Source organism: Actinomadura fibrosa (assembly GCF_900659615.1).
GTDB lineage: Bacteria > Actinomycetota > Actinomycetes > Streptosporangiales > Streptosporangiaceae > Spirillospora > Spirillospora fibrosa.
Genome location: NZ_CAACUY010000269.1, coordinates 1 through 11,153 on the forward strand (window position 1 = coordinate 1; position 11,153 = coordinate 11,153).

The window sequence follows — 11,153 nt, forward strand, 5'->3', positions numbered from 1 at the left end:
CGGCCCGTCGTCGCCGCGCCCGGCGAACCGCACCTGCTGCGCCGCGACCTCGGCGGCACCGCGTCCGCCGCCCGCGCCGCGCGCCGCCGCGGCCTCCTCGCCTTCGGCCACCTCACCGACGTGCACATCGTCGACGCCCAGTCCCCGGCCCGCGTCGAGTTCATCGACCGGCTGAAGGACGGCCTGAACGTCCTGCCCGTCGAGGGCGCCTACCGCCCGCAGGAGATCCTGACGACGCAGGTCGCCGAGGCGATGGTCCAGGCGATGAACAGGGTCGGGCGCGGCCCCGCGACCGGCCTCCGCCTCGCGTTCACCATCAACACCGGCGACGCGGCCGACAACGTCCAGTACAACGAGCTGCGCTGGATCATCGACCTGCTGGACGGCGGCCGGATCCGCCCCGACTCCGGCGACCCGAACCGCTACGAGGGCGTCATGGACTGGGCGTCCTACGACCGCCGGTTCTGGCACCCCGACGGACCGCCGCCCGGCGCCAAGGCCGACCTCCCGATCGCGACCTACGGGTTCCCGCGCGTGAAGGGCCTCATCGACGCCGCCCGCCGCCCCTTCCAGGCGACCGGGCTCGCGTCCCCATGGCTCGCGGCGTTCGGCAACCACGACGGCCTGATCCAGGGCAACCTGCCGGTCAACCCGCTCGTGTCCGGCCTCGCGACCGGCGGCATCAAGATCGGTGCCCCGGCGGACGACGCGCAGGCCGAGCGCCTCGCCCGGATGATCGCCGGCGCCGACGCGGGCGCCCTCGTCCGGCTCAGCCGCGAGAAGGGCGCGTCCGGCGGCCTGTTCCGCCCGGTCACCCCGGACCCGAACCGCCGCATGCTCACCCGCGCCGAGGTCGTCGCCGAGCACTTCAGGACGACCGCGTCCCTGCGCGGCCACGGCTTCACCCAGGCCAACCTCCGCGACGGGACGGCCTACTACGCCTTCGACAAGGGCGCCGTACGCGGGCTCGTCCTCGACACGGTCAACCCGAACGGCTACTCCGAGGGCTCCCTCGACCGGGCGCAGCTCGCCTGGCTGGAGGCGCAGCTCAAGGCCGGCAGCCGCCGCTACTACGCCGCCGACGGCGGCACGGTCGAGCACAACGTCCAGGACAAGCTGTTCGTCCTGTTCAGCCACCACCCGATCGGCTCACTGGAGAACCCGATCGGCGGCGACCGCGTCCTCGGGGACGAGGTGGAGGCGCTCCTCCTGCGCTACCCGAACGTCGTCCTGTGGGTGAACGGCCACACCCACCGCAACCAGGTCATCCCGCACGCCCGGAAGTCGGGCGGCGGGTTCTGGGAGGTCAACACGGCCGCCCACATCGACTTCCCGCAGCAGAGCCGGATCGTCGAGCTCGCCGACAACGGCGACGGCACCCTGTCGGTGTTCGCGACGATCCTCGACTCCGCCGCCCCGGCGTCCCACGGCGGCCGCCTCACCGACCCGGCGCGCCTCGCGTCCCTGTCCCGCGAACTGGCGGGCAACGACTGGCAGGACCGCGAGGAAAACCGCCGCGGCGACCTCCACGACCGCAACGTGGAACTCCTCGTCCCGGCGCCGTTCTAGGGAAAAGACAAGGCCGCCGCGTACGTTGTCGCGGCGGCCCTGAGCTGAAGCGGGATTCAGTTCGTTCGGTCCGTCGGACCGTTGTCCCGGCGGGTGAAGCGGTCGAACAGGCCGCCCGCGGCGCCCGCGGCGGCGTCGGCCATGTCGCGGACCTTGCCGACGAACGGGTCCGCGGTCCGCTCCCACGACTCCCGGTACGACCGGGCCGCGTTGCGGATCTCCTCGCTGACGGACGCGCTGCCGTCGTCGTCGCGCCGCGGGTAGTCGCCGGCGAGAATCCGCTGGTACTCGCCCTCGCGCGCCCAGCGGTCGATCTCGGCGAACCGGATCACCGCGAACGGGTGCGACTGCGGCAGCAGGTTGAGGAACTTCAGCAGCCCGTCCCGCACGTCGCCGGCCGCGTCGTACTCGCGGGCCTGCTGGAGGAACGCCTCGCTGCTCATCTCCGACAGCCGCGTGCCGCCCGCGAGCTTCATCTCCGTGCGCTTGGCGGCGTCGAGGTCCTGCCCGGCGAGCAGCCCGGCCCGGTCGGCCGACAGCTCCGCCTTCCGGAACCACTCGCGCAGCCCGATGATGATCGCCGCGATGCCGATGTTGCCGAGCGGCAGCCACGCCAGCCGGGACCCGAGCTGGAGGAGGATCTGCATCATCGTCTGGTAGACGGCGTGCCCGGACAGGATGTGCCCGACCTCGTGCCCGACGACGAACCGCAGCTCCTCGTCGTCCAGCAGGTCGATCAGGCCCGTGTTGATCACGATGAACGGGTGGTCGGAGCCGAGCGCCATCGCGTTCGGCGTCGGGTCCTGCTTGACGAACACGTCCGGTACCTCGGGCATGTCCAGGATGTAGCAGGCGTCGCGGACCATGTCGTTCAGGTTGCGGAACTGGCTCTCGCCGACCCGCACGGTGCCGCCGAGGAACATCAGCCGCAGGGCCCGCTCGTTGATCAGCCCCGAGAGCTTGCGCAGGACGACGTCGAACCCGGAGAGCGAGCGCAGCGCCACCAGCGCCGAGCGGTCCGCCGGGTGTTCGTAGGCCCGGGAGCTGATCCCGGGGAAGCGCGTTCGTGCCCGATCCGGTGTGTTCTCCGTCATATCTGGCATGGTAGTTCTGACGAACCACCGTGCGGCAGGGTTCCCGGTGCGATCCCCCGTCCCGCGCCGGCCAGGGAGGCACGCGCATGTTCGATCCTCGGGCCGAGGCGATGTCCACCGACGAGCGCGCCGCGCTCCAGCGCCACCGCCTGTGGGGGCTGGTCGACCGGCTCCTCGCGGCCGGCGGCGTCCAGGGGCGGCGGCTCAAGGAGGCCGGTGTCGGCGGCGGCGCCGACGTGACCCTCGCCGACCTCGGGCGACTGCCCTTCACCACCAAGCGGGACCTCTGGGACGAGTACCCGTTCGGGATGCTCGCCGTCCCGCGCGACCAGGTCGCCGCCGTCCACGGGTCCAGCGGGACGCGCGGCCGCCCCACCCTCGTCGCCTACACCCGGGCCGACCTCGACCTCTGGGCCGCGATGTGCGCGCGGTCGCTGTCGTGCGCCGGCGCCGCGCCGGGCAGCATCGTCCACAACGCCTACGGCTACGGGCTGTTCACCGGCGGCATCGGCATCCACCAGGGCGCCGTGGCGCTCGGCGCGACCGTCGTCCCGATGTCGGGCGGCATGACCGACCGGCAGGTCCGCATGCTCGCCGACCTGCGCCCCGACATCCTCACCTGCACGCCCGCGTACGCGCTGCGGCTCGGCGAGGCCGCCGCGGAGGCCGGGGTCGAGCTGCACGCCCTCAAGGCGGGCCTGTTCGGCGCCGAGCCCTGGTCGGAGGAGCTGCGCGCCTCGATCGAGGCCGTCCTGCCGATCAAGGCGATGGACATCTACGGCCTGTCGGAGGTCATCGGCCCCGGCGTGGCGACCGAATGCCTCGAACAGGACGGCCTGCACGTCAACGAGGACCACTTCATCGTCGAGGCCGTCGATCCCGCCACCGGCGAGCGCGTCGAGGACGGGACGCCCGGCGAGCTCGTGTTCACCACGCCCACCAAGCAGGCCCTCCCGCTGCTGCGCTACCGCACCGGCGACATCGCCTCCCTCGACCGGGCCGAATGCGCCTGCGGGCGCACGCTCGTCCGGATGAGCAAGGTCCTCGGGCGCGCGGACGACATGATCGTCGTCCGCGGCGTCAACGTGTACCCGAGCGAGGTCGAGCGGGTCCTGCTCGGCTCCGGCCTGGTCGCCCCGCACTACCAGCTCGTCGTGGACCGCCGCGGCCCCGCCGTCCGCCTCCTCGTCGCCTGCGAGGCCGCGCCCGACGCCGGTTCCGGCTCGGACGACCTCCGCGCGGAGCTCGTCCACCGGCTGCACGAGGCGCTCGGGCTCACCGCCGATGTCGCCGTCCTGCCCGCCGGCACCGTCCCGCGGGTCGAGGTCGGCAAGGCCGTCCGCGTCGTCGGCTGGGAGGACGGCCCCGCCCCGCTGCCCGGCCTCGCGTGACGGCCGCGACCGGAGGGGCGGACGTTCCGGGCGACGCGCCCGCTGGCTATTCTCGTCGCCATGACGCAAAAGCGGCGCTTGGGGATCATGGGCGGCACGTTCGACCCGATCCACCACGGGCACCTGGTGGCCGCCAGCGAGGTGGCCCACTTCTTCTCCCTCGACGAGGTCGTCTTCGTCCCCACCGGCCTCTCCTCCCACAAGGAGGGCCGCAAGGTCGCCGCCGCCGAGGACCGCTACCTCATGGCCGTGATCGCCACCGCGTCCAACCCCCGCTTCTCCGTCAGCCGCATCGACATCGACCGCCCCGGACCGACCTACACCGTCGACACCCTCCGCGACATGCGCCGCCTCCAGGGCCCCGACGCCGAGCTGTTCTTCATCACCGGCGCCGACGCCCTGGAGAAGATGCTGACCTGGCACGACACCGACGAGCTGTTCGAGCTCGCCCACTTCATCGGCGTCACCCGGCCCGGCCACCGGCTCGCCGACCCCGGCCTGCCCAACGGGCGCGTCTCCCTCATGGAGGTCCCCGCCCTGTCGATCTCCTCCACCGAGTGCCGCGAGCGCGTCGCGTCCGGCGAACCGATCTGGTACCTCGTCCCGGACGGGATCGTCCAGTACATCAACAAGCGTGACCTGTACCACGCCCAGGCCGCCTGAACTGCGCGAACGTCGCGATCCGCCGCATACCCTGGGAGTGGACGGACCGCGGGGCGCCGCGGTCGAACAACGACAAAGCGGGCCGCCGGCCGCCACCCGTGAGAAGGTGTTAGCGGAGACGACCCCTACAGGGAGGATCGCGAGCGCACCGTGACCGCATCCGACAGGGCGGCGCAGCTGGTCCGGATCGCCGCCGAGGCGGCGGGCGACAAGCTGGCCGACGACATTCTTGCCTACGACGTGAGCGAGCAGCTCGTCATCACCGACGCCTTCGTGCTCTGCTCCGCACCCAACGACCGCCAGGTCCGCGCCATCGTCGACGAGGTCGAGAAGCGCCTGCGCGACGAGGCCGGCGCCAAGCCCGTCCGCCGCGAGGGCGAGCGCGAGGGCCGCTGGGTGCTGCTCGACTACGCGGACATCATCGTCCACATCCAGCACGAGGAAGACCGCATGTTCTACGCGCTCGAGCGGCTCTGGAAGGACTGCCCGCTGCTCGACCTGCCCGACAGCGTCAACCTCCACAAGGACCAGCGCGCCCGCGCCGTCGGGAGCCCGAGTGAGTGACGCCCGCACCACCCGCGAACCGGGACGGCGCAGGCTCGTGCTCTGGCGGCACGGCCAGACCGCCTGGAACGTCGAACGCCGCTTCCAGGGCAAGACCGACATCCCCCTGGACGACACCGGCGTCCAGCAGGCCCGGCGCGCGGCGAGCCTCCTCGCGAGCCTCCAGCCCACCGACCTGCTCGCCTCCCCGCTCCGCCGCGCCGCCGACACCGCCCAGGCCCTCGCCGACCTCACCGGCCTGCCCGTCCGCTACGACAAGGACCTCATCGAACGCGACGGCGGCCAATGGGAGGGCCTCACCTCCCGCCAGATCCGCGAGCGCTACCCCGCCGAGCACGCCGCGTGGCAGCCGCCCGGCGGCGAGACCAGCGCCCAGGTCGCCAAGCGCGTCGGCACCGCCCTGGAACGCGCCCTCGACGAACTGCCGCCCACCGGCCAGCTCGTCGTCGCCTCCCACGGCGCCGCGCTCCGCCTCGGCATGTCCCACCTCCTCGGCCTCCCCGAGGAACTCTGGGAACGCCTCGGCGGCCTGTCCAACTGCTGCTGGTCCGTCCTCACCGAGATGCGCGACGGCGGCTGGCGCCTCGCCGAGCACAACGCCGGCACCCTCCCCGAGCCCGTCCTCAGCGACGACCGCACCGACAACGGCGCCTGACCCCCGCCCGACCGGCCCGCAAACAGTTCGAGCGGGCACCTTGAGTCCGATACACTGACCAGGCGCCGTGGGATGAACGTCCACGCGGTCGCACGGGGCTATGGCGCAGTTGGTAGCGCGCCTCCATGGCATGGAGGAGGTCTGGGGTTCGAATCCCCATAGCTCCACTCGAAGTTGGGAGTGGTGTGGTCGGGCTTCGCCCTTTCCCGCCACTCCTCGTCATTTCTCCCAGGGGGGCGCCCCCCTGGAACCCCCGAGGTGGGGCCCCGCCCCCACGCCCCCGGTCGCGGCTTCGCCGCTCTTGGGGCTGCGCCCCTCGCCCCCTTGCCTTCGGGACTTCGTCCCTTGGCCTTGTCCCGTGCTTCTCCGCCTTCGGGACTTCGTCCCTCGGCTCTCGGCTTCGGTAAAGATCGGCCGGACGAACAGGACGAATGGCACGAACAGTCCTGCCGAGATGGTTTCATGCCAGGTATGGGAAGACATCGGAGAGGTGCGAAGCGCGAGGTCACGGTGGCCGACCTCATCGACGAGCTGCGCCGGTTCGATCCCCGGATGGAGGTGCGGCTGGCCGTCCAGCCGCGGATGCCCCAGGAGCACGCCGTCGGCACGGTCGTCGAGGCCGACGGGATGGTGTGGATCGCCGACGCCGGGCAGCGCGGCTACGCGCCCGACGAGGTCGGCGAGCGGCTCGGCTGGATCTGAGGGCCCGCACCCGACGCAAAACCTTCGCCATGGTGACGGCTACCTTTCGCCGGGCCGTGCTTGACCGAGTCGATCATGCGGAACCTCCACGTAGTGGCGATGTGATCGAGACGAAGGTTGACCTATGACAAAGCGGATCACCGGCAGAAGGCTGCTGCCCATGGCGATGGCGGCCGTCTCTGTCGTGGCGCTGGCGGGGCCCGTGTCGGCGGACGACCTCCCGCCGGGAACCATCGAGTACGAGACCACCGCGCCGGACGCACCCGAGACCGGAACGCTCGCACCCGGGACGGTCACGTACCGCGACCCCGGCGCCGCCCAGTACGGCCAGCCGGACACGGTCAAGCAGGAACCCGTCGCGGCCGGCGCCGTCCAGGACCGCGGCGACGAGTGCGGCAGCATCCTGGGGCTGCTCAGCTACCTGGCGCTGCTCCCGTCCTCGCTCGACCCCACGGGCCTCGCGTGCACCACCGACGACAACGACAACACCGTCGTCTACGACCCCACGCAGCCCCGCGACGTCTCGAACAACCCCGATCGGGACGTCAGGTTCGTCGGCTTCCCCAAGCGGTGGCCTAAAAGCCTCAACCTCCAGGTTCCGCTCCTCGAACCGATCCTCGGTTGAGCCACGTGGGCCGCGGAGGAGCCCGCCCCGCGGCCCACGTCCCAAGCTGCCCCGAACGTGCACTAAGCTTTTGCTCGGTCGGTCACCGGCCGAGGGGCTATGGCGCAGTTGGTAGCGCGCCTCCATGGCATGGAGGAGGTCTGGGGTTCGAATCCCCATAGCTCCACTCGGAGTTGGGAGTGGTGTGGTCGGAGCTTCGCTCCTTCCCCGCCACTCCTCGTCATTTCTCCCAGGGGGGCGCCCCCCCTGGAACCCCCGAGGTGGGGGCTCCGCCCCCACGCTCCCGATCGCGGCTCCGCCGCTCTTGGGGCTCCGCCCCTCGTCCCCCTGCCTTCGGGACTTCGTCCCTTGGCTTTGTCTAGGTGGTGAAGCGTAGGACGGCGCCTACGTGGAGGCCTGAGTCGGGCGGCAGGAGCACCAGGTCGCCGTCGGTGCCGGCGACGGCCCTGATCAGGGCGGCGTCCGCGCGGGCCTGGACGGGCTCGGTCACGCCGAACGCCTCGCGCAGCTCGTCCGCGCTGGACGCGACATGGGTGGGCTCCGGGCCGATCCAGAGGCGGGCGGGAGAGTCGGGGTCGTCGTCCAGCAGGAGCGTCTCGATCTGGGCGTTGCGGGCGGCCTCGGCGGTCGCGGGCGGACCGGCCACGGCGCGCTCGCCCCTGGCCAGCTCGCGCTCGAAGCGCTCGGCGACGGCCATGACCCGCTCGGCGCCCTTGAGCTCCAGGAGCCGGTGCAGCTCGGCCTCCAGGTCGGGATCGTCCACGGAGATGTTGCGGTCCCACTCGATCGTGTGCTCCAGGACGCTCTCCGACACGCCTTCCAGGACGGCGGTGCGGGCGCGCGTGTCCCCGGCGATCACGACGGCCTCGGCGCCGCAGCTCCCGGCGGCGCGGTCGATCTCGTCGGCGACCTTCTTCGCGTTGGCCCTCCAGGCGTTCTCCGCGGACCGCTGGAAGTGGGACTGGCTCCAGTCGCCCGCCTTGACCTTCCGGATGGGGTACTCCTCGTCGCCGTCGACGTCGATGCGGCGGTGGCCGCCGTCGCCGTCCACGCAGTCGATCGCGCCGCCGCGCCGGTCGACGACCGCGACCAGGTGCGGGAACCGCTCGCCGCGGTCGGCGAGGTAGGGCAGGACGTGCGGGAGCGGGCCGACGTGGGCGCCGGACGCGCGGGGCGGGCCAGGCAGGTGCTCGGTGAGCACCACCTCGCCGTCCGCCGCGAAGATCACGAGTCCCTCGGAGCGGCGGCGGGACAGCTCGTCGTCGACGGTCCGCTCGATGGCCTGGAGCGTGCCGTCCTGGACGTCCTGGTCCTGCAGATCCGCGCGCAGCGCCCGCCACCGCAGCTCGGCGGCCTTGGCGGCGTCCTCGGTGTTCCGGGTCAGATCGACGTAGACCGACGCGTAGGGGCCCGGACGTTGGTACAGCGGCTTGAGGAATGACAGATCCATGGAATGGCCGTACCCGCCCGGACCGGGACAAACGTGAACGGTGTGGCGGGTGTGGCGGTCTAGCCCTCGGCGACCTGCTGGAGCTTGGCGTAGGCGAGCTGGAGCCAGTCGGCCCCCGCGACGGCGGTCATCGTGGCGCCCGCGAAGCGGGTGGCGTCGGGCGCGAAGATCATCCCCGCGGCGTAGGCGGTCGCGACCCACTGGCCCGTGCAGAACGGGCAGGTGACCAGCTCGCCGACGGTGTGCCTCAGGCCCTTGCCGCGCACCTCCTCCGACAGTTCCGCAGGGCCGCCCCGGCCCGAGTAGCGGGTGAAGGGGGCGCGCAGTGGGCTCGTCACCGGCTCCTTGGAGATCAGCCGCGACACCTTGTGCGTCGTGATCGTCATGAGTGCGAGGTCGGCCGGTCCGATGGACGGTGCCCGGCCGCGGCGCCGCCAGGTCGCCACCGCCAGCGCGCTCACGCTGGCGGCGTAGACCGCCATGGTGGCGAGGTAGGAGCCGAGCGGGCGGTCCGCTCCGCCCGTGTAGGCCTCTTTCTCCTTGCGTGCCGTGTCGACGACCGCGCTCATGACTTCTCCTCCGGGACGATCAGGCAGAACTCGTTGCCCTCGGGATCGGCGAGCACCGTCGTCGGCCAGCCGTCGTCCACGAAAGGGCCGCGGACGACCCGGGCGCCGAGCCCGGTGACGCGGGCGAGCTCGGCGTCCATGTCGTCGATCCGCAGGTCGGGATGCATTCGGTTCTTCCCTGATTTCGGCTCGGGAACGCGCTGGAGCAGGATGATCGGTCCCTTGCCGCGGGGGTCGGTGAGTCGCACGTACGGGGGGTCGAACTCGCCCCGCTCGTAGTGCAGCGCCGCCGCCCAGAAGTCCGCGAGGGTGTCCGGATCCGCGCAGTCCAGGACGAAGACCAGTTCCATCAGTGGTCGCGCAGCGCGTCGACGAGCTGCGACTTGCTCATGGACGAGCGGCCCTTGACGCCGATCTCGCGGGCGCGCTTCATGAGCTCGTCCTTCGTCCAGTCGGAGTAGGACGCGCTCTTGCCGCCCTTCTTCGCGACCTTCTTGCTCCCCTGGCCCGCCGACGCGTTGGCGATCCGCGCGGCCTTCTCCTTGCTCTCGCCCTTGTCGCGGAGCTTCTTGTACTTCTTCTCATCCTTGATCTGTGATTTCGGCATGCGGGTCAACTACCCGTCATGCGCGGTCCACACATCGGGCACGGAAACGAACGGGACGTGCAAGTGCGGGGCCGCGAGGACGCCGCCGCGAGCGCGGAGGCGCGACAGCAGGGCGGTGCGGGTCGCGGCGGCCGCGGCCTGGTCGTCGTCGTAGACGTAGGTGACCGAGGGGTCGGCGAGCTGGACGGGATGCAGGACCACGTCACCGGCCACCACCAGGGCGTCGTCGCCGACGACCACCGACTGGTGGCCCGGCGTGTGCCCGGGCGTGGGGACGATCTCCACGGCGGGTGCCAGGCGGGCCTTCCCGGTGACGGCGTCCAGGAGCCCGGCGCCGCGCAGGGGCTCGACCACGTCGTCCAGGACGGGTCCGCCGCCGGCGTCCAGCCAGCCGAGTTCGTCGCGCTGGACGAGGTGCCGGGCGTTCGCGAAGACCGGCTCGCCCTTCACCACGGCGCCGGAGGCGTGGTCGCTGTGCAGGTGGGTGAGGACCACAGTGTCGATGTCCGTCGCCGCGAGGCCGACACCGGCCAGGGCGCCGAGCAGCCCGCCGGGCACGGGGGCCCAGGACGCGGCGGGGGAGTCCTCGGGGCCGAGCCCGGTGTCGACGAGGATCGTGGGCCCGTGCGGGACGCGCAGGACGAAGCAGTGGAAGCGCAGCACCCATTCGCCGTCCGGGCCGAAGACGTCCGGCGCCTCGGCCCGGACGTGGTCCCAGAGGGCGGGCGGGGATCCCGGGAACGTCTCGGGGAGCGGGCGGCGGAGCGATTCACCCATCGGCCCCACCGCATCGCAGAGAGGGATGATCTCGACGCCCGCCACGGTCCGTGTGGTCTCGTACATCGGTCAACGATCTCAGGAAGGGGGGATATCAGGAACAATGGCTCCCGGAAAGGGGACACGTGCGCATCGGCATCCTTGGCCCGCTCGCGGTGCGGGACGGGGCCGCCCGGCCCGTCGAGGTCAGCGGCCCCCGGTTGCGCGCGCTGCTGGTCCGGCTGGCCGCCGAGGGCGGCCGTCCCGTCTCCGCCGACCGGCTCCTCGACGACCTCTGGGACGGCGACCCGCCCGGCGGCGGCGGCAACGCGCTCCAGGCGCTGGTCTCCCGGCTGCGCGCGGCGGCGGGCCGCGACCTGGTCGGGCACGGGCCTGGCGGGTACCGCCTCGGCGTCGCCCGGGTCCGGCCGAAGAAGAGCCCGGCCTTGCCGCTCTCGAACGGCGCGAGTCCTTGGTAGGGGCACTCGGCGCCCGCGGACCCCTCTGC

14 protein-coding genes and 2 tRNA genes are annotated in these 11,153 nt (G+C 72.2%); 10 read left to right on the plus strand and 6 right to left on the minus strand.

Annotated features, from left to right (window positions below; all coding sequences use genetic code 11):
• Positions 1-1,569, plus strand: a 1,569-nt coding sequence (locus E1300_RS42120; RefSeq protein ID WP_131762886.1) for a TIGR03767 family metallophosphoesterase, incomplete at its 5' end; no start/stop codon positions are given.
• A gap of 56 nt (positions 1,570-1,625) precedes the next feature.
• On the opposite strand, the gene E1300_RS42125 is transcribed toward E1300_RS42120, so the two are convergent.
• On the minus strand, positions 1,626-2,663 hold the full coding sequence (locus E1300_RS42125; RefSeq protein ID WP_131762887.1) for a M48 family metallopeptidase: 1,038 nt from the start codon (positions 2,661-2,663) through the stop codon (positions 1,626-1,628).
• An 86-nt stretch (positions 2,664-2,749) separates the two neighbouring features.
• Here E1300_RS42125 and E1300_RS42130 point away from each other — a divergent pair, with 86 nt between their 5' ends.
• From E1300_RS42130 to E1300_RS42165, 8 genes are all read left to right on the plus strand, one after another.
• A complete protein-coding gene (locus tag E1300_RS42130) occupies positions 2,750-4,054 on the plus strand; it encodes a phenylacetate--CoA ligase family protein (RefSeq protein WP_207400269.1) in 1,305 nt (434 codons plus the stop codon).
• 60 nt (positions 4,055-4,114) lie between these two features.
• Positions 4,115-4,717: a nicotinate-nucleotide adenylyltransferase gene (gene nadD / locus E1300_RS42135; RefSeq protein ID WP_131762888.1), complete on the plus strand. Its 603-nt coding sequence runs from the start codon at positions 4,115-4,117 to the stop codon at positions 4,715-4,717.
• 150 nt (positions 4,718-4,867) lie between these two features.
• Positions 4,868-5,281 (plus strand): ribosome silencing factor, encoded by a 414-nt coding sequence (gene rsfS / locus E1300_RS42140; RefSeq protein ID WP_131762889.1) that lies wholly within the window; start codon positions 4,868-4,870, stop codon positions 5,279-5,281.
• The gene (locus E1300_RS42145) at positions 5,274-5,936 is read left to right on the plus strand and encodes a histidine phosphatase family protein (protein WP_131762890.1); all 663 of its coding nucleotides are present in this window, start codon (positions 5,274-5,276) and stop codon (positions 5,934-5,936) included. Before rsfS ends, E1300_RS42145 begins: the two co-directional genes overlap by 8 nt.
• 94 nt (positions 5,937-6,030) lie before the next feature.
• Positions 6,031-6,103, plus strand: a tRNA-Ala gene (locus tag E1300_RS42150).
• Between the two features lie 304 nt (positions 6,104-6,407).
• On the plus strand, positions 6,408-6,638 hold the full coding sequence (locus E1300_RS42155; protein WP_131762891.1) for a hypothetical protein: 231 nt from the start codon (positions 6,408-6,410) through the stop codon (positions 6,636-6,638).
• 124 nt (positions 6,639-6,762) lie between these two features.
• Positions 6,763-7,263 carry a hypothetical protein gene (locus E1300_RS42160; RefSeq protein WP_131762892.1) on the plus strand — a complete coding sequence of 167 codons (501 nt, stop codon included), beginning with the start codon at positions 6,763-6,765 and terminating at the stop codon, positions 7,261-7,263.
• Between the two features lie 93 nt (positions 7,264-7,356).
• Positions 7,357-7,429 (plus strand) — tRNA-Ala (locus E1300_RS42165).
• 192 nt (positions 7,430-7,621) lie between these two features.
• Here the strand turns inward: E1300_RS42165 and E1300_RS42170 are convergent.
• Genes E1300_RS42170 through E1300_RS42190 form a run of 5 tightly spaced genes read right to left on the minus strand, consistent with a single transcriptional unit; the run spans position 7,622 to position 10,732 of the window.
• A complete protein-coding gene (locus E1300_RS42170; RefSeq protein ID WP_131762893.1) occupies positions 7,622-8,713 on the minus strand; it encodes a baeRF2 domain-containing protein in 1,092 nt (363 codons plus the stop codon).
• Between the two features lie 59 nt (positions 8,714-8,772).
• Positions 8,773-9,282, minus strand: coding sequence for a DUF1360 domain-containing protein (locus E1300_RS42175; RefSeq protein WP_131762894.1), 510 nt, complete (start codon positions 9,280-9,282; stop codon positions 8,773-8,775).
• Positions 9,279-9,632, minus strand: coding sequence for a VOC family protein (locus E1300_RS42180; protein ID WP_131762895.1), 354 nt, complete (start codon positions 9,630-9,632; stop codon positions 9,279-9,281). The genes E1300_RS42175 and E1300_RS42180 overlap by 4 nt, the downstream gene beginning before the upstream one ends.
• Positions 9,632-9,889, minus strand: coding sequence for a DUF7218 family protein (locus E1300_RS42185; RefSeq protein ID WP_131762896.1), 258 nt, complete (start codon positions 9,887-9,889; stop codon positions 9,632-9,634). The genes E1300_RS42180 and E1300_RS42185 overlap by 1 nt, the downstream gene beginning before the upstream one ends.
• A 9-nt stretch (positions 9,890-9,898) precedes the next feature.
• Positions 9,899-10,732, minus strand: coding sequence for an MBL fold metallo-hydrolase (locus E1300_RS42190; RefSeq protein ID WP_131762897.1), 834 nt, complete (start codon positions 10,730-10,732; stop codon positions 9,899-9,901).
• A gap of 59 nt (positions 10,733-10,791) precedes the next feature.
• Here E1300_RS42190 and E1300_RS42195 point away from each other — a divergent pair, with 59 nt between their 5' ends.
• Complete coding sequence (locus E1300_RS42195; RefSeq protein WP_131762898.1) at positions 10,792-11,124, plus strand: AfsR/SARP family transcriptional regulator; 333 nt, start codon at positions 10,792-10,794, stop codon at positions 11,122-11,124.
• Positions 11,125-11,153: the final 29 nt, after the last annotated feature.

Bases quoted from the DNA above. Each gene is read 5' to 3' on its own strand.
- E1300_RS42125 (WP_131762887.1), bottom strand. From the start codon at position 2,663: ATGACGGAGAACACACCGGATCGGGCACGAACGCGCTTCCCCGGGATC.
- E1300_RS42130 (WP_207400269.1), top strand. From the start codon at position 2,750: ATGTTCGATCCTCGGGCCGAGGCGATGTCCACCGACGAGCGCGCCGCG.
- nadD (WP_131762888.1), top strand. From the start codon at position 4,115: ATGACGCAAAAGCGGCGCTTGGGGATCATGGGCGGCACGTTCGACCCG.
- E1300_RS42155 (WP_131762891.1), top strand. From the start codon at position 6,408: ATGGGAAGACATCGGAGAGGTGCGAAGCGCGAGGTCACGGTGGCCGAC.
- E1300_RS42160 (WP_131762892.1), top strand. From the start codon at position 6,763: ATGACAAAGCGGATCACCGGCAGAAGGCTGCTGCCCATGGCGATGGCG.
- E1300_RS42170 (WP_131762893.1), bottom strand. From the start codon at position 8,713: ATGGATCTGTCATTCCTCAAGCCGCTGTACCAACGTCCGGGCCCCTAC.
- E1300_RS42175 (WP_131762894.1), bottom strand. From the start codon at position 9,282: ATGAGCGCGGTCGTCGACACGGCACGCAAGGAGAAAGAGGCCTACACG.
- E1300_RS42180 (WP_131762895.1), bottom strand. From the start codon at position 9,632: ATGGAACTGGTCTTCGTCCTGGACTGCGCGGATCCGGACACCCTCGCG.
- E1300_RS42185 (WP_131762896.1), bottom strand. From the start codon at position 9,889: ATGCCGAAATCACAGATCAAGGATGAGAAGAAGTACAAGAAGCTCCGC.
- E1300_RS42190 (WP_131762897.1), bottom strand. From the start codon at position 10,732: ATGTACGAGACCACACGGACCGTGGCGGGCGTCGAGATCATCCCTCTC.